We start from the raw sequence: 16,847 nt of genomic DNA, 5'->3' as shown, positions 1-16,847 counted from the left end.
TCCTGTGCCCGAAAGCGGCGCGCGCGTGGTCGCGTTCGGGGCCTACGCCGCAGCCCCCGATCTGACCGTGCTGGAGTTCTGCGTCGGCATGGCGCTCGCTCGCAAGGGGCCGCTGACCGCGCGCGGGATCGCTGCCGAAATCTCGGCCTGGTTCGACCACCCGGTTCGCGCGCGCAGCCTCAGCGCGCAGCTCGATGCCATCGTCCGGCGGGGATGGGCGCGACTTGAGGCCGGAACCTACACGATCGCCGATGCCGGGAGCGAGGCGCTGTCCGGCTTCTACTGCGCGCTTGTACGCCTGCTCGATGGCGGCCGCCGGCTGCTCGACCTCGGCGTCTTCATGTCACTGATCAAGGAATTCGAGAGGAGCGGATCATGAACCACCGCCAATGCATTGCCCTGCTTGCCGCCTCCAGCGTCGCGCTTACCGGGACCGCACCGCTGCGCGCCTCCGAGGGCGACGGTGTCGAGGTGCGGCAGTCCGAGGACGCGCTCTACTGCAAGGAGAGGAAGCTCGGCACCTGGTTCTACTGCGAGAAGCCCAAGGAGGAGCCGCGCAAAGCTGCTGCTGCGCAGCCACCAGCGCGCGAGCGACTGGCCGCAATCGGGACCCAGCTTGAAGAACTGAAGGCGCGCGCGATCCTCGAGCCGAGCCCGGAGAACGTCACCGCCTATGTCCGCTTCCAGCGCGAACAGCTCGACCGCTCCTCGATGTTCGCCGACGTCTGGCAGCGCGCGCTGTGGCAGGATCCCGGGCTCGACTACACGCTGCAGCGCCCGGTCTCGACGCTCGGCAAGCGCGCCTGGATCGACGAGCGCAAGACCGACCGCGACCGGGTCATGGCCACTCTCTCGCAGCGCTACGGGGTGTTCTACTTCTTCGCCTCGAGCTGCGGCGCCTGCGACATCTTCTCGCCGATCCTCAAAGCCGTCTCGGACAAGTACGGCCTCGCGGTGCTCGCGGTCTCCACCGATGGCGGACCTTCCTCGACCTTCCCCGGCTACATGGTCGACAGCGGGCAATACGAGAAGCTCGGGCTTGGCACCGACCGCCAGGTGCCCGCGCTGGTGCTGTTCGATTCAGTCACCAAGCAGCCGATGCCGATCGGCTACGGAATCCTCAGCCAGGACGAGATCATGGACCGCGTCTTCCAGCTGACGCAGGTCAAGGTGGGGAGCGACTACTGATGCGCGCCCGTCGCTTCGCCCGCCGCCTCCATGGAGCCTCGCGCCGCGCACTTGGCACAGTCCTCGGTGCCGCGGTTCTGCTCGCTTCGCCCACACCCGCCTCGGCCGGGGTCGAAGGCGAGATGCAGAGCTTCATGTCCGACATGGGCGTCCAGGCCAATGTCACCGGTCCCAGCGCCTACCAGGGCCAGTCGGCGGGCTATTATTCGATGGGCTCGGTCTGGTCGCGCTTCCCGCAAAAGAACATCCAGCCCTTCAACCTCCAGTTGCCCCACGCGCGCGCCGGGTGCGGCGGCATCGACCTCTTTGCCGGGTCGTTCTCGTTCATCAACACCGCCGAACTTGTCGCCATGCTGAAAGCGACCGCGAACAACGCGCTCGGCTTTGCCTTCAAACTCGCGATCGACACGATCTCGCCCGAGATCGGCAAGGTCATGGATGAGCTGGCGCAGAAGGTTCAGCAGATGAACCAGATGAACATCTCGTCCTGCGAGACCGCGCAGGCGCTGGTCGGCGGCCTCTGGCCGAAGAGCGATACGGCGAGTTCGGTCATCTGCGAGGCGATCGCCAACAGTCAGGGCGCGGTCTCCGACTGGGCCCGCGCGCGCCAGCAGTGCAACAACGGCGGCCAGCGCGAAGCCTTGAAAAGCGCCAATTCCGACCCGGACATGAAGGAACAGGCCGGGATGCCCAACAATTACACCTGGGCGGCATTGGGCAAGAAATACGGTGGGTTCGACACCCAGTTCCGCGAGTTCCTGATGACCCTCGTCGGGACCGTGATCTACGATCCGGCCGGTAATGGCGGCAAGCCGAGGGTCCAGTTCATCGGCCCGGCCGACCCGGCGCTGATCAGCGCCATGCTCGACGGCACCTCTTCCACCCCGCACAAATACTGGAGCTGCGGCGGCGATAGCGCCAAGTGCATGGCGCCGAGCGAGATCGACATGGTGATCGGGCCTAATGCAGCGATCAAGGCGCGGGTGCGCACGCTGATCGAGAGCATGGCCTTGAAAGTGCGCGATCCCGGCGCCTCGTTGACCCCGGCCGAGATCCAGCTCCTCGGCATGGCGAGCGTGCCGGTCTACAAGATCATCACCGTGAGCGCAGCGGCCGAGTTCGGCATCTCCGCGCAGGAGATCAACGACCTTTCCGAAATAGTCGCGGTCGATCTCGTCACCACCATGACCATGCGGTTCATCGACATGGCAGTGAACGCGCGTTCGGACTTCAACGGGGCTGATGCGGATAGCTTACGCGAATGGCGCGAGGGGCTTTACGAGACCCGGCGCAATTTCCTCGGGATCGCGGCGCGCACCTCGCAGCGCTTCGACCAGACCTTTGCGCTGATCCAGCGCACGCAGATGCTCGAAAAGACCCTGCGTACCCAGCTCTCGCCCCAGATGTCGGCCGCGCTGCGCTTCTCGCGCACGCTCGGCAGCCAGGTCCAGTAAGGGGCGGCGGAGATGCTCGAGGTCTTCACGGTCGGGGGCGGCGACTACCTCGTCAACACCTTCAACGCGATCGCCGCCTGGACCGGCTCGGGCGGGTTCAAGTCGCTGATCCGCGTCGTCATGGTGATGGGGCTGATCTACGCGCTCCTCATTACCGCGATGGACCTCGACTGGCGCGCGTGGTTTCGCTGGTTCATCCAGTCGACGCTGATCTACACCGTGTTGATGGTCCCGACGGTGACGGTGAAGGTCACCGACCGTGTCAATCCCGGGCTTGCGCCCGCCACGGTCGCCAACGTGCCGATCGGGCTCGCAGCCATGGCCTCGTTCACCAGCCAGATCAGCGACTACCTGACCCGCACGGCCGAGACAGTCTTCGTCATGCCTGCTGCGCTCAATTACTCGACCGGCGGCTTCGTTTACGGCGCGCGGATGTGGGACAAGGCGCGCGGGTTCGAGATCCGCGATCCGGTGTTCAAGGCCAATGTCGACGGCTATCTCAAGCAATGCGCTTATTACGACATCCTGCTTGGCACCAAGAGCCTCAAGCTGCTGAGCGAAGCGCCCGACCTCTGGGCCGAACTCGGGGTCAATGCCGCAACCAACCGCGGCATGAAGTACCTGACCGATACCGGCACCGGCACGGTCGATATCGAGGGCAAGACCTGTGCGCAGGCCTGGACGCTGATCAACAACCAGTGGGACAACCAGATCAACGCCTATGCGCTGCCATTTGCGCATACGATGTACCCCAAGCTCACCGAGGCCGCGGCAGGGGCAAAGCTCGCCGCCGACGTGCCGGTGGTCTCGCAATTGCTCACCGGCACCGCGATGACGCGTAACCAGTTCTTCAAGCAGAAGAGCATGGTCGACGCTTTCGAGGCCGCCCAGCTCGACTTCGGCAATGCCGATGCCGATTCCTTCGCGCTCCAGCGCGCGGACACCCAGACCCGCAACGCGATGACGACGGCAGCCGAGCAGGGGCTCATCTGGATTCCGGTGCTTGGCGTGGTCCTGACCGTGGTCTTTTACGCTCTGTTCCCGATCGTCTTCCCGCTGCTGTTGTTCCCGCGCACCGGCATCGCGACCCTGAAGGGCTACTTCTCGGGCTTCTTCTACCTCTCGGCCTGGGGACCGATCTACGTTCTCATCCACTCGTTCATCATGGACCGCCTGGCCTCCCAGACCGCAGCGGTTTCAGCAGGCAGCGTGAACCTCGCCAACTGGGCGGGAATCGATGCGGTCAATCAGGACATCGCCACGATGGCGGGGTTCCTGATGCTGTCGGTGCCGATGCTGGCGCTGATGGTCATGCGCGGAACCATGTCGGTTGCGAACAACCTTGGCTCGATGCTCGCCCCGGTCCAGGCTGGCTCGGATGCCGCGGCGCTCGAGCGGACCACCGGCAACTACGCCTATGGCGATGTCAGCTACGGCAATCTCAACGCAGACAACCGGCAGATGTCGCAGTGGAATCAGGCGCCGAACTTGCTGGCAGGTGCAGGGCATTCTGGCTTCCGCGAAGCGGACGGGCGCATGTTCAACGAATATGGCTCGGGTTATTCGGTGATCGACACCAATGCAGCGATGTCCCAATTGCCGTTCAAGCCCACGATGACGCGGGGCTATGCGACCGACCTCAGATCCCAGGGCCAATGGTATCTCAATGAGGCCGACAAGATCGAAAACGGCACCTCAAGCAGTTGGACCAGCTCGAAAGGCCAGTTTGGCAGCGCGGTCACCGCGACCAGCGATGTGTCGGGAGCGCGGCGCGAAAGCGGTTCGCGGGCATCGGACACTCACAATGTGGGCGGCAACGTCGTCGTCGAAGGCGCCAAAGGCAGCTCAACGCGGGAGGTCACTAACAACGACCTGATCCTTCGCGAGGGCAATAACCGCTCATCGAGCGATTTCAGCAGTCGCACATTTGGTTCAGGCTTGTCGCTGACTGGTACCGGAACGGTCGGCACCCCTCTGGAATCGGAAGTGGGTAGCGGCGTGTCTGCCTCTCTTTCCGGCTCTCTTTCCGGTCGCCGTGAAAGCGGCGATAATGCCAGCGCAGGATCCGAGCGTTCAGCAACGAACCAGACCACGCGCGGCACCGACAAATCCGACGAGACGAGCGATCGCATGGTGGTCAGCGGGTCGAGCGGCGATATCCAGTCTTCGGGCACCTACAGCCAGAGCTCGGACTACACTGACCATAGCCGTTCGCGAACCAGCACCGATGGCAGCGATTGGCGGATTGGCGAGGCCGAGGAACGGCGCGCCGCTGCTGCTCGCTACCGCGAGATCGGCAGCCGGATGATGTCAGAGGCGAGTTACGCCGAAAGCCACGGCTTCCAGATCTCGAGCGACATGTCCAACCTGATCCAGGATCGCTATGAGACACTCCAGCGCGAGCACCCGGAGTGGCACCTGCCCGATCTCTCCAACCCGCGGCTCGACTATCGGGATGTGACGCGCCGCGACCAGGCCATCACCTATATAATGGACGACCTGATGGGTGACTTGCGCGCTCACCGGATCGACGAACTCAGCGATGTTGCCGGGATCGCTGGCGTGGGATCGCTTGGGACCAATGCCGATCTCGGTATGCCGCAAACGCCTGCGCTTCCATCCGCCCCGCGCACGGAGGGGCTGGTTCCTTCGCCGCTCGAAGGCGGCACGCTGCTCGCGGTGCCCGATGGTCCAGTCGATGGCGCCGCCCTTGCGCGCGACCTTGGCATCAAGGTCAAGCCTGGCGCGAGGCTCGGCCGCATGGATGGAGACCTTGTGCCCGCAATGGGAGTGGTGGCTGAAGAGGCCCGTTCGCTTGGCCTGCCAACCCCGGTGGTGACGTCGGGCAATGACAGCAGCCAGCACATGGCCGGGTCAGCGCACTATGACGATCGCGCTCTGGACTTCAGGGGCAACAACATTTCAGACGAGCAGGGCGAGCGCTGGGCTTCGCAGGTTCGGTCACGGCTTGGTGACGGATATGCCGTTCAGTTCGAGCGCTTCCCTGACAAGCCCGAGCGTGATCACCTGCATGTTGCTAAGAGACGAACCTGACTTTCAACCGAACAGGTGAGAGGCCGAAGCCAACGCTATCCCGACTATCACCATCAGAGCCACGAGCACGATTGCTGGCCAACGGCCCATGGTCTTGGATTTGCCGCGAAACGTAGGGAGTCTGACCCCCGTGACATGGTCAAAGTGACCAGGTCGCGGGTAAATCGGCATTCCATCAAGTCCGTAGCGATCATGGTCCATCGAGGGTCTCCTCGCCCTGGCCATGATTACCCCGAACGGACTGGATTTTCAATCATGTGCCAGCAGCAGGTCGAGCCCTCCACACAAGGCTCGCACCCCCTCTCCTCGCAGCGCCGCGGCGCTGGAAGTCAGGTGCCTTTGCCAGGATAGCTCTCGATCCGCGCCGCGCCGGCGCGGCGGATTTGGGCGGCCGCTTCCTCGACATGGAAAGAGACGGCATCGCGCGCGCGCAGAGTGTCGCCCGCCTTCATGTAGGCGACCAGACGGTCGTGCTCGACCAAGGAGCTGCGTGCTTCATCGAGTTGGAAGTAGTTGGCTCCGGCGATCCAGACCGCCGGCGGAACCGCCTTGCCATAAGCGGAAAGCGCCGCCCGATTGCCGCTCAGACGGACCAGTTCTAGGTGCCACTGGTAGTCGATGTAGGCTCCCTGGAGCAGGTTTGCCGCATCCATGTCATCGAAGGTCTTGAGCGCCGAATTCAGAGTCTCGAGATGGCTGAAATCCGCCTTGCTGTGCAGACTCGCCACTTGCGCCGCAGCCAAGGCCTGGATCGCACCGGCCAGCGCCAGGTGCTCGGTGATCCGGTCAACGCTCCAGTCGATGATGGTGTAGCGGCCATGGTCACGCGCAATGAGGCCAAGATCGGTGAGTTCAAGTGCCAGGCGCTCTGCCTCGGCGGGATCGAGACCCTGAAGGCCGGGAATATCGGCCGCACTGTCATAGCGCCGCCGCTTGCTGGGCTCACGCAGCACGGCAAAGATCATCTGCTCCGGGCAGGCAATCGTTGTCATGACTGGCAATTTTGCTTTGGCCACTGCTGCCCCAAAAACCCGAACGACGACCAAATGGGGATAATGCGAAGCTCCCGGATTCGGAAATCAGAACGATATTATGCTAGGAAGTACGAAACAATGCGGTGAGCCAGAACTCACCCATGAGGGAGGTCGATTGACCAGAGCACAGTCTCTTTCCGAACTCATGTTCCTCGAAATCAGGTTCGGGGTCCTGTCTGCGCGCTACCTTCCGGGACAGGCGATCAGCAAGGCCGAGGTCGGCGAAGTCTACGATTGCCGCCCTGCCGGGGTCGCCGAAGTGCTGAGTGCGCTCACCCATGAAGGCTACCTCATCCGCCAGGGCCGGAGCGACTTTGCCGTGCGCGCCTGGGGCCGCGAAGAGGTCGAGGACCTGTTCGAGATGCGCGCCAATTTCGAAGGCCTCGCCGCATTCCGTGCGGCCGAGCGGGCCAGCGATGCCGAGATCTCGCTGCTTTCCGCGCTCGCCGCAGAGGCCAGGGAAGCAATGCCCGAGGATCCGGACTCACTCGAGCGCGTAGTCATCGAGAACCTCAGGTTCCACGTCGAGGTTATGCGCATGTCGCGCATCCCCCAGATACCGGACATGGCGCGCATGGTGCTTCCCAATGCGCTCCACCGCCGGATCGTCTGGTCGCAGCGAGCGGAAGATGCCGAGCAGTCGTTCCGCATGCATCAGAAGATTGCGTCCGCAATTGCCGAGAGATCGGGCTCGATGGCGCGGCTGCTGATGCGCGAGGACATCTACTCGTCGCGAGAGGCGGTGCTGGCTACGATCGCGGACCTGGTCGGGCGTGAGGCGAGCGAGACTGCTACCATCGTCCGGTTTGCGCCGACCTTCGAGTTCGAAGGCAGGCTCTACGGCCAGGGGACCCGCGAGCCGGGTGCCGACGGGCGGACAATCCCGTTCGGGGTGCCCGCCGCCAACCTCAGATAGGCCTAGTTCGGACCTGCCTCGCTGGTATCGTCGGGCAGGTGCAAGCGGTCGAGCGCGAGTTGCTCAAGGACGTCCCGCATCATCGCCGAGGCCTGGAGAAGGCCTGCGGCATCGAGGACATTGAGGAAGTCCCGGGCATCGGATGTGATCAGGTCCAGTGTGCTTCGATCGATCAGCAGTCGCTGCATTCGCATCAAGCCGCCCCCGAAGCCCAAATCCAAGCAAACGATTGTTGAAACTTGGGAATCTGTCAATATTGCGCCAAGTTAAATCTATCAAATAGTCGCTCTAAAATGGCGCTAGTTAGGTATCTGCGCCTAAGTCGCGGAGCGCCGACTGCGCAAAATCGACTTTGTCACGAACGCTGAAGCCATGTCGACTTGTCGAGACAAATGCCAGTGAACGTCCGGGATGCTGGAACTTCGTCCCGCAGTGGCAATCAGTCACCGGTGAGGAGGGTGCAGAATTCGACGTCGATCCGGTCGGGCTGGACGATCTTGCCGCGCACGCTGACCTCTCCCTGAAGACCCTCAGGCACCGGCTGCTCGCCAAAATGCAGCCGCCAGGCGAGGCCTTCGGCATCGCGCAAGATCGGTCCGCGCGGTCCAGCCTCGATCGTTCCGATTATCGTGTTGGATGTAAGGCGGGCAGGGCGGTTCATAGGCAGAATTGGTTCGCGATTGATGGGGCCTAGCCGGGAGCAATTCGAGGCGAGGAAGCCTTTAGCAGGAGACGAGGGGAATTCCCAACAGCAGCGTCCTTTCAATGCACATTGCGGCCGTCAGAGGTAGAAATGCATCGAACGAACGGCAAGGAAGTCGTGAGTATCTGTCTCCGCGATCGTCATCAACAACTTGATCTGCTGGAAAGGGTGGAGCGACAGTTGCCGTGTGCGCTGCAGTTCGAGCAGGTCGTAGATCAATACCGGATCGCCTGCACGCACGACGATCGCGCCGCACGTGTCGTCGGACAGGTCAATTGCCCCAACTGCACCTTGGGGGATATCATGGAAATTATTGAAGTAGCGCTGCGTCGCGTACCCGTTGCAAAGATGAATTTCCGATACTTCGACCACGCGGGGACTCGCCCTGTCAATCTCAAGCCTGCCGCCGACGCCAAGACTGATCCCTTCTGGCCCGGCAAAGTAGCTTAGTTGCCAGCGATCGACGGTAAGCTCGGCATCGTAGGACTGCCCCGTGGGCATAGGGACTGCGGGTTCCCGGCATAGATGTGATGCAACTGAATCCATTTCACAAAATCCTTGTTCAAGAGTACCGCCGGGAAAACGGCGCGGTCCGGTGGGAGGTGGCCCGGGCCGCGCCGCACCCCGTCAGGCGTAGGTCGCGTGCTCGACGCACTCGATGCAATCGGCCTTGCGCTCTTCGCTGACGGAATGGTGATAGGTCTTGGCGTCCTCGTCCGGGCAATCCGAGCACAGGCCCTGTGCTTCGTGCTGGGCGGCCGCCGAGCCGGCCTTGGCATCCCCTTTGCGGGCTTCGAGCGCTTCGCGCAGGCGGGCGAGCTTCTGCCGGACCTGCTCGGTCATGGCCTCCCTGTCGGTCGCGCGCTGCGCGGCGGCGGGCGTCACAGCGGTTGCCGCCGGATCCTGCGGGCGTGCATTCGCCGCGAGGGCAGGGGTGGCCGTTGCCGCAAGTAGCGGCAGGACGAGGTAGAAATAACGCTTCATCTTTGGTCTCCTTGGTTTTCAGAAAAAGCCGGTCCGCCGACCGAACGAGAGGTCGGCTTGCGATGAATCCCCAAGCGCCGACCGGCGCACGCTCAGGGTGACACCCCGCTTGCCGCGGGCGCGGAAGTGGAGATCGGTTGGATCGATGTTGTTGCGCTCGGCCCAGTCCTGCGCGTCGCGCTCGCTGGCAAAGTCGCCGATTTCGTCATGCTCGTAAGCCATGGTCAGTCTCCAGGTTCGGCAGCCGGGGGAGGGGCCGCCTGTGAGGGAGTTGAAGCGGCAGGCTCGGCGAGAAGCGCGACCGCCGTTGCCGCCAGTGCGACGGCGAGCATCGCGGCGACCGCCAGGCCGCGCACCGCTGGCTCGGAAGACAAGAAAACCAGCACCGCCAGCCAGACCAGAGTTGCCTGCGCGCGATCGAACACGCGGCCCGCGGCGTCGGGAGAAAAGGCAAACCGAGCCCTCACAGGTCGAGCCCCAGCGTCTTTTCCGGGCGCATCTGCTTCACCGGCGCCTCCGCCACCTTGCCGAGCACTGCGTCGAGCTTGGCCTTGAGCTCGGGGCTCATGCGGAGTTCGGGCACCTGCCGGGTATCGATCGGGTTCACATGGCGCGGCTCAACCTCGACCTTACCGGTGACTTCGAGCGCTGAGGTCTTGTTGCCGGGCGTGCGGTCGAGTTGCTGTTTCAGGCCTTCGAGGTTGTTGGTGACGACGGTCATGTCGTCAGTGGCGCGGGTATTGAGGACGTTCTGCGTGCGCTGGGTGGCAAGGTTGCGCTGGGTCGAAGAGATGACCTCGATCGCCTGTGGCTTGGTCATGCCCTGCGCCATGTGAGCGTTGAGCGCATAGCCAAGGTCGAGACGGCGCAGCATCGGATCGCCGGGGACCAGGACAAGCTGCCGCTTGTCCGCAAGTTCGACCCGGATGCCTTCTGCTCGCGCCTCGAGCACGGTGGCGTAGGTCGACTTGGCAATGTCTCGGGACCCGTCCTTGTCACGCCAAAACACGGTTTCGCCGTCGTGGAGGCGGATCTGCTTCTCTTCATGAAGCCCGAGCCGGTCGAAGCGGTGATCGGGATTGATCCGGTCAGGATCGATGACCTTGCGCTTGCCATCGCGCTCGAGCACGACCTTGCCGTCCTTGCGCACCTCGCTCACCCGGTATTCGCCGGCCTTGAGCCCGATCTCGCGCACCTCCATCCGCGCCTCGAGCACCTGGCCGACGCGGTAGGTCGAGGCAAAGCGCAGCTCCTCACGCGTGGCGTTGACGCTCTGCAGGGTGGCGAGCGGCACGCCCGCGCCGAGGAGGGTCCCTTCCTTGAGCAGGCCCGCCTGGACCCGCGCGTTGATCTCGGCCCGGTCGTCGCGTCCGGCAGTGAAGATCGCGGTCGCCTCTCGCTTGTCGGGCGAGAGCGACAGCCACAGCTCGGCGGCGCGGGCGACATGGTCGGGCCCCGCCTCGATCACGCGGCCGTGCGCCGCAAGCAGGTCGAGCGCGAGACCGGCATGACCTTCGTTCGAGAGGCCCGCGACAGCGAGCAGGAGCGGTGAATTCTTCTGGCGGATGTTCTCGTCCATCCGCACGGTCGCCTGGCCAGAGGCTTGCGAGACCGCGAACATCTTGCCTTGCTCGATCGCCGACAATTGCTGGCGGTCGCCCATGAACGGCGCCTTGGCGAGGTCGAGCTGTTCGGCGAGCGTTACCAAGCGCAGCATGTCGCGCGAGGAAACCATCGAGCTTTCGTCGGTGATGATGACGGTGTTGGCGAGCGCGGCCTTGGCTGCCTCGTAGCGCTCGCCGCTGCCTGCAGCGGCCGCCGAGCCGTAGGTATTGAGGAACCGGGCGATGGTATAGGCCTCGATCCCCGCCGCGCGCATCTGGTCGGCCGACATGCCTTGGCCGCCGCCGCCTCGCAGATCGGCGACCATCTTGTTCTGGAAAGCAAGGCCGACGAGCTTGACCCCTTCGGCGTCCAGCACCTTGTCGAGCGCGCCGAGCAGCGTCGATTTACCCGCACCGGCAACGCCCTGGACATTGAGGAACCGGTCGCCACCGGAGAGGATCGCGACGCCCGCAGCCAGTTGGCCTTCATTCAATTGCCAGGTGTCGACCCCGGCGCGCTCGCGCCCCAGTTCGCGTGCCGCTTCCTGGAGCCGCGCCATCGCCGTCTCGGGCGGCATGAATACGCGGCCGGCCCCGTGCCCCCGGTCGATCGTGTCGAGGATCCGCTGTTCCATAGCCAATGCGGCCGGCGTGGTGACGAGGTCGACATGTCCATCGAGCCGGTCAGATTTTCCCGGGATCAGGTGACCCTCTCGCACCAGCTCGCCGATCCGCTGGACCACCGCGCCGCCCTCGAGCCCCTTGATCTGGAACCCGAGTGCGCTCGCCAGTATCGCTTGGGGAGAGAAGGCGGCTTCGCGCTCGGAGAGGTGCCGGATCGCCGAGGCCGTCGCGTGCTGGGCCTTGATCGTCTCGGCAGGCAGGAAGAGCGCTGCCGCGCCGCTCACTGCAAGCGGGCTCGGCGCGCGCAGTGCCGCATTGATCCTGGTGGCGACTTCACTGATTGCAGCCGTGGCAGTTTCGCGGAAAGTCGGTTTTGCCTCGAGTTCGGCGCGCGCCTTGGCTTCGGCAACCAGCGTCTTGCCGTCGAAACCGAGCTCAGCCGCGCGTTGCTGCCAGCCCTCGATCAGTGCGCCGCGATCTTCGACCGCGAGCTTGGGATCGCGGGTATATAGCGTGATCTGCTTCTTGGTTTCGAGGCGGGTTGCCCCGACCTCGGCGATCTTCGCCTCGATCTCGGTGGTGCGGGTCGAGAAGGCCTTGATCACCTCGGCGGGCACGCCCTTGATCTCGAACGACCCGTGTTTGCCGGCAGCCTCGGTTTCGTAGCCGAGCTTCTGCAACTGGGCGCGGAAGGCGGCGTGGTAGAACTGGCCGATCGTGGTGTTGTTCTTCCAGATCTCGCCGTTCCACAGCGCCTTCCAGGTGCCCTTGGGATCGCGAGTCAGATTGGCGACGACGGCGTGGATATGCCCCTGCGGATCGAGCGCGCGGCTCGTATCGTGGGCGAACAGGGCATAGACGAGGTTACCGGTCTTCTGGGGTTCGCCGCTGCGGCTGCGCTCATAGTTGCGGCTCTCGGCGAACTGCTTTTCGACAAGCTGCGACATGGTCGATTTGACCGCCGCCAGGTGCGCATCGATGATCCGCCGGTCGCCGCTGACCAGCGCCAGGATCGAGGCAGACTTGGGCATCGAGAAGGTGAGATCGAGACCCAGGCGCCGACCTTCGACCTGCCCGACCATCTCGCCGTCGGGCAGCCGCCCATTGAGCACGCCCTCGAACGCATCGCGCTCGACCTGCCCCTCAAGCCCCAGCGCGCGCGCACCTTCGCCGCCCCAGACCCCCGCTTCCGCGTGCTCATCGGCCGAGTAGTAGTTGTCGTTGGCGAAGTAGTCGGCAGCGCCGCTCGACGACCGGACGGAGGCGATCGAGTGCATGGCCTAGAGCTCCGGTCCGTCGTCACGGGAATGCGATTGGTCCTCGATCCCCTTGGCGGTCTTCGCGCCGCGCTCAGATTCCTTGTCGGGGATGGCGGGGTCATTGAGTTCGCGGGACCCGACGGTGCGCTGCGCGGCAGGCTTGGACGCGGAACTCTTTTCAGCCTTCTGACTCGGGTCCTGCTCGCGGCTATTGGTGCGTTCGTTCTGAGGCGCTTGCTCCAGACGAAATGCCATCTGCTTGCCGACACTGGGATCAGGATTTGGTCCATCGGGCATGATTTCCGGCGCATTGGCGTCGGGCTCGAGCGCCGGTGACAACGGCACTGCGGGGTCGCGCCCAAGGTCTTCGCCGCGCGGCTCCAGTTCCGGTTCGCCGCTGCGGTCCCGGCCGCCGGTCTCGGCGACTTCATCGTCACCCTTGGGCATGGAGATGAACTCGATAGGCTCGACGTTCTCGCGCAGAATGTAGCCCTCTGCGACCTTGGGGTAGTCCTTGTAGGTGAGCCTGATCCGCGCCGCATCGAACCCTTCCGGAAAGACCAGGAACCCGCGCAGCGAAGGCAGGCGCATGATGTCATCGGGGATCACCAGCGGCTGCACTTCCGAGCGCGGGGTAATGGTCGCGGCGTCGCGGATGTTGGAATAGCCGTAGCTGTAGGCCTCATCCATCATCCGCACTTCGCGGTGACCAATGTAGTCCGAGCAGTGCTCGGCGGTGTCGCGATCGGCCGCTGCCAGGATCAGCTTGGTGCGGGCCAGCGAGGCAAGGTTCTGCGCGCCTTCCTTGCCATAGGTCTCGGCTAGCTTGGCGAAGGAATGGATGCCGAGCACGAAGGCGCCGCCAAAGCCGCGCGCAGTCTGCAAGCCGTCTTCGATCGCTGGCAGGCGGTGCAGCGCATGGACTTCGTCGAAGAAGAACCAGGTGCGCAATGACCGGGTGCGCGGCAGCCGCATCAGGGTATGCACCGCAAGGTTCATCCACAGCGACAAGAGCGCCCGGTTGAGCACCAGTTCGTTATGCGAAGAGGTAATGAACAGGATCGAGCCCGGCTTGTCCTGGTGGCGAATCCAGTCGCAAATCGAGAAGGGTTCCTTGCCTTCGGGAATAAACAACAAGGCCTGGGCATTGGTGTTGAGAACTGCACGGACAGACTCGGCCATGCGCGCCGCGACTGGCGCGGTCAGCGGCTCGGCAATGGTATTGCGAAGCAGTTCGTGGACCTCTTCAAGGTCGGCCATCATCAGCCGGTAGGCGAGTGCGGCGTTGGTCGCCTGGCCGAGCTTCATGAGCTGGACGCAGGTCTGCACAAACAATGTCCTTGCTCCCAGCATCCAGAAGGGGTCCGAGCCGCCGCCGTCGGTCGGCAAGATGGCTGATGCGATCGCGGTGAAGTCGGCGTAGTTCTTGCCCTCGTCGAACAGCGACCAGCTCGGGCAGCGCTCGTCCATCGGGTTGAGGATCGTGTCGGTCTCGGGGTTATAGAACGCCTCGACGTAGGCCCCGGTAAGATCGAACACGACCGCCCGATCCTGGCGCACGCGCATCTGCGCGATCATGTCCCGCATCTGCGTGGTCTTGCCGGTCCCGGTCGACCCGATCATGATCGTGTGAGCCTGTTCGCTCCGCCACGGAAACGATACGCCGGCGATGTTGTAGACGTGGTGGATGCCGGCGGCCTTGCGCTCGGCAAAGCTCATTTTCATGACGTCGTCCATGGTCTTGCCGGGCATCCGTTCGGCAATCTCCTGGGCAAGCGCGGCGCTGTTGTGCTGGTTGATCACGGCGGCAAGCTCCTTGGCGTCGACCAGCATCGCGCCGCGCTGGTGGCGTTCTTCGAGGATCGCCTTGCCGCGCTTGCGCGAGAGGTCGATGAACCAGACCGAAAGCGGCACCGCGACGAACAGCGAGATGAACAGCGAACCCCAAATTGCGCGCATCAGCTTGTTCCAGGCGATGACGACATCAGGGTGGCTGGCGATCATCGAAACGGGGGCAGGGATCACGCGGCCGGAGGGCAAGGTTAGGTTGAGGATCTTGCGCGGGCTGAACTCCATGAAGCTCCATCCCTCCGCATAGATCCGCATCAGGATCATCTGCACTTCATGCTCGTGAAGCAGCAGCGCGAGGACGATCGAGAGCGCGATCAGGAACGTGAAGAACCACACCAGCAGCGGCATCTTCGCCGAGGAAAACCACATCAGGAATTCGTGCGTGATGAGCTGCGAGCCGCGAGTGAAATTGCCCGCGTTGCGCGGCATGTTCCCGCGCGCCGAATGGTGCTTGAGCTGGCCGGGGCGGGCCTGATCGGACCAGGTGTCAGGACGACGCATAGAGCGCCTCCACGCGGCGGTCGGCTTCCGCCATCAGGGCTTCATGCGCATCGGGAAACTGGCGCTGGATCAGGAGATCGATGCCGAGGAACAGATACTCGGATGAGAACTGCCGACGCCGCTCGGTTTCCGTGCTGCCGGCGAAGGCTTCGAGGTACAGGGTGAGTGCATCGCGAAGGATGATCGAAGGCGTCAGGCCGCGCGCGGCCTGGACCTTCTCAACGCCATTTGCGAGGTCGCGCGGTATCCGAACCGTCAGCCGGACTTCATCTGCCATAACCAGACCCTCATCAGGGCCTGGTGGGAATTGCGCTGGACCCTTTTAGGCCAGCAGAGCGCTTCTGGCAATCGTGACGCGCCCCAGAGCGGCTGTCCGACCCTGTCCGACAGGAAAACGACGGAGTTCTGCGGGTTTGCGCCACTGTCAGACCCAGTCAGACAAATCTCGCGAAACGAAACCCACGCATTTCCGCCATTTTCCCTACGGCCCTGCCGTGTACGGTCTGCACCTCTTCCCCTTGATCCCGTAGCTTAGATGGCTCGCGGGTTTTGGTGATTTTGCCCGAATCCGGGTGGGCCTTTCACGGCCTGCCAACGGTAGCCTGGGGCGCAGGATTGCACGCAGTCTGCAGCTCCGACCGGGGCGATACAGGGGAGGGGGCTTGCCAAGCTGGCCAGGATGACGATCCTCGCGCGCGGGAGGTTTCAGCACCAACCCAAGAGGTATCATCATGGCCAGGAAAGGAAGTCTCGAAGCGGAACGAGCATCGATCGCAAAGGAGCGTCAAGCGCTGGAAGCGCGAGAGGCGAAACTGCGTGACAGCGAGCGGGCGGCAAGCGTTGAACTGATGCAGAAATCGGTTCTCGGCAAGGCGCCGTTCGAGAGGGTCGAAGGCTTCTTCGCCGCTCTCGCAAGGCTCGGTCTCGACGAAGCCGAGAAACGCCTGCGGGCAAGCTGAAACCGGCCTTGCAAAAGGCCAGCGCAGCCGGGGTTCGATGCCCCGGCTGTGCTTTATCATCCGCACAAAAAAGGGGCCGGAGAGCCCCTCGTCGGAGCCCTCCGGCGCTGCGGTCGATAGTCATCTCAGAACGGGCAATCCGCGTCCCATTCGGGATCCATCACCACGCTCATGAAGCTTGCGGCGCGGGCGATGTTCGCCTCGTCGAAGTCGTCGGCCATCATGCCGGGGACGGAATGGACGATCCGGTCGATCAGGTCCTGGGGCAGGGCGTTGTAATCGCCTTCGTCGATGGCGAGGAAGCAGCCGAACTCGTCCTCGATGACGTGCTGGTCGAAGAAGCTGTGCTGGGCCCTGATGCTGGCGGCGCGCAGCGCGGCGTCATAGCTGATGGGGTCGAAAGCCGGGATGTCGAGGGACTTGGTAAGAGCGTTCATGTGAGCCTCCTGTCAAAGGAATTGAAGAGGTCTCCTCGGGGATGGCCGAGCTTGGTCCGGGTCAGGAACGGGTCGCCCGCGGCCCGCCGCGCAGCGGGGGTGGGGGTGCCGATTTTTTCGCCTTCTTCAGGCGTAAAAATTGGGGGAACTGCCCTTCTTGACGCGGGCCAATGGCGGCCATCATGCTTGGCAAGTCTGCGAGAGTCTTTTAATCGCTAACCTGTCAATCAGGCGCAGCGGGCATACCACCCTGATCCACGATGACGCGGTCGCGGATGC

General features: G+C 63.8%; 17 protein-coding genes. 6 read left to right on the top strand and 11 right to left on the bottom strand.

Going from position 1 to position 16,847, the window contains the following annotated elements; translation table 11 throughout:
* Positions 1-4 precede the first annotated feature (4 nt).
* The 4 genes from NJ75_RS20895 to NJ75_RS20880 are packed head-to-tail and all read left to right on the top strand — an operon-like array spanning position 5 to position 5,696.
* Complete coding sequence (locus NJ75_RS20895; RefSeq protein ID WP_234007471.1) at positions 5-379, top strand: hypothetical protein; 375 nt, start codon at positions 5-7, stop codon at positions 377-379.
* On the top strand, positions 376-1,188 hold the full coding sequence (locus tag NJ75_RS20890; protein WP_039337882.1) for a thioredoxin family protein: 813 nt from the start codon (positions 376-378) through the stop codon (positions 1,186-1,188). Before NJ75_RS20895 ends, NJ75_RS20890 begins: the two co-directional genes overlap by 4 nt.
* A complete protein-coding gene (locus tag NJ75_RS20885; RefSeq protein WP_010890970.1) occupies positions 1,188-2,642 on the top strand; it encodes a conjugal transfer protein TraH in 1,455 nt (484 codons plus the stop codon). The genes NJ75_RS20890 and NJ75_RS20885 overlap by 1 nt, the downstream gene beginning before the upstream one ends.
* A gap of 12 nt (positions 2,643-2,654) precedes the next feature.
* On the top strand, positions 2,655-5,696 hold the full coding sequence (locus tag NJ75_RS20880) for a conjugal transfer protein TraG N-terminal domain-containing protein (RefSeq protein ID WP_039337880.1): 3,042 nt from the start codon (positions 2,655-2,657) through the stop codon (positions 5,694-5,696).
* A 329-nt stretch (positions 5,697-6,025) separates the two neighbouring features.
* Here the strand turns inward: NJ75_RS20880 and NJ75_RS20875 are convergent, their stop codons facing one another.
* Complete coding sequence (locus NJ75_RS20875) at positions 6,026-6,688, bottom strand: FCD domain-containing protein (RefSeq protein ID WP_039337879.1); 663 nt, start codon at positions 6,686-6,688, stop codon at positions 6,026-6,028.
* A gap of 157 nt (positions 6,689-6,845) precedes the next feature.
* Between NJ75_RS20875 and NJ75_RS20870 the strand changes: the two genes are divergently transcribed.
* The gene (locus tag NJ75_RS20870; RefSeq protein ID WP_230487993.1) at positions 6,846-7,646 is read left to right on the top strand and encodes a GntR family transcriptional regulator; all 801 of its coding nucleotides are present in this window, start codon (positions 6,846-6,848) and stop codon (positions 7,644-7,646) included.
* A gap of 2 nt (positions 7,647-7,648) precedes the next feature.
* Here NJ75_RS20870 and NJ75_RS20865 read toward each other — a convergent pair whose 3' ends face one another.
* The 9 genes from NJ75_RS20865 to NJ75_RS20825 form a co-directional block, all read right to left on the bottom strand.
* Positions 7,649-7,834: a hypothetical protein gene (locus tag NJ75_RS20865; protein WP_039337888.1), complete on the bottom strand. Its 186-nt coding sequence runs from the start codon at positions 7,832-7,834 to the stop codon at positions 7,649-7,651.
* A gap of 251 nt (positions 7,835-8,085) precedes the next feature.
* Positions 8,086-8,307 carry a DUF5818 domain-containing protein gene (locus NJ75_RS20860; protein ID WP_039337877.1) on the bottom strand — a complete coding sequence of 74 codons (222 nt, stop codon included), beginning with the start codon at positions 8,305-8,307 and terminating at the stop codon, positions 8,086-8,088.
* A gap of 120 nt (positions 8,308-8,427) precedes the next feature.
* Positions 8,428-8,850: a hypothetical protein gene (locus NJ75_RS20855; RefSeq protein WP_039337876.1), complete on the bottom strand. Its 423-nt coding sequence runs from the start codon at positions 8,848-8,850 to the stop codon at positions 8,428-8,430.
* A gap of 126 nt (positions 8,851-8,976) precedes the next feature.
* Positions 8,977-9,333: a hypothetical protein gene (locus tag NJ75_RS20850; protein ID WP_039337875.1), complete on the bottom strand. Its 357-nt coding sequence runs from the start codon at positions 9,331-9,333 to the stop codon at positions 8,977-8,979.
* An 18-nt stretch (positions 9,334-9,351) separates the two neighbouring features.
* The gene (locus NJ75_RS20845; RefSeq protein WP_039337874.1) at positions 9,352-9,555 is read right to left on the bottom strand and encodes a hypothetical protein; all 204 of its coding nucleotides are present in this window, start codon (positions 9,553-9,555) and stop codon (positions 9,352-9,354) included.
* 2 nt (positions 9,556-9,557) lie between these two features.
* Positions 9,558-9,758, bottom strand: a complete 201-nt coding sequence (locus NJ75_RS20840; RefSeq protein WP_236727219.1) for a hypothetical protein — start codon at positions 9,756-9,758, stop codon at positions 9,558-9,560.
* A 38-nt stretch (positions 9,759-9,796) separates the two neighbouring features.
* Positions 9,797-12,838 (bottom strand): MobF family relaxase, encoded by a 3,042-nt coding sequence (gene mobF, locus NJ75_RS20835; RefSeq protein ID WP_039337872.1) that lies wholly within the window; start codon positions 12,836-12,838, stop codon positions 9,797-9,799.
* Between the two features lie 3 nt (positions 12,839-12,841).
* Positions 12,842-15,172 (bottom strand): type IV secretion system DNA-binding domain-containing protein, encoded by a 2,331-nt coding sequence (locus NJ75_RS20830; RefSeq protein ID WP_010890956.1) that lies wholly within the window; start codon positions 15,170-15,172, stop codon positions 12,842-12,844.
* Positions 15,159-15,449, bottom strand: coding sequence for a ribbon-helix-helix protein, CopG family (locus tag NJ75_RS20825; RefSeq protein ID WP_010890955.1), 291 nt, complete (start codon positions 15,447-15,449; stop codon positions 15,159-15,161). The genes NJ75_RS20830 and NJ75_RS20825 overlap by 14 nt, the downstream gene beginning before the upstream one ends.
* A 454-nt stretch (positions 15,450-15,903) precedes the next feature.
* On the opposite strand from NJ75_RS20825, the gene NJ75_RS20820 reads away from it, so the two are divergent.
* Positions 15,904-16,131, top strand: a complete 228-nt coding sequence (locus NJ75_RS20820; protein WP_039337871.1) for a hypothetical protein — start codon at positions 15,904-15,906, stop codon at positions 16,129-16,131.
* Positions 16,132-16,256: 125 nt separating this feature from the next.
* On the opposite strand, the gene NJ75_RS20815 is transcribed toward NJ75_RS20820, so the two are convergent.
* Positions 16,257-16,568: a hypothetical protein gene (locus NJ75_RS20815; RefSeq protein ID WP_039337870.1), complete on the bottom strand. Its 312-nt coding sequence runs from the start codon at positions 16,566-16,568 to the stop codon at positions 16,257-16,259.
* Positions 16,569-16,847: the final 279 nt, after the last annotated feature.

Source organism: Novosphingobium subterraneum (genome assembly GCF_000807925.1).
GTDB lineage: Bacteria > Pseudomonadota > Alphaproteobacteria > Sphingomonadales > Sphingomonadaceae > Novosphingobium > Novosphingobium subterraneum.
This window is presented reverse-complemented; position numbering and strand designations above follow the sequence as displayed.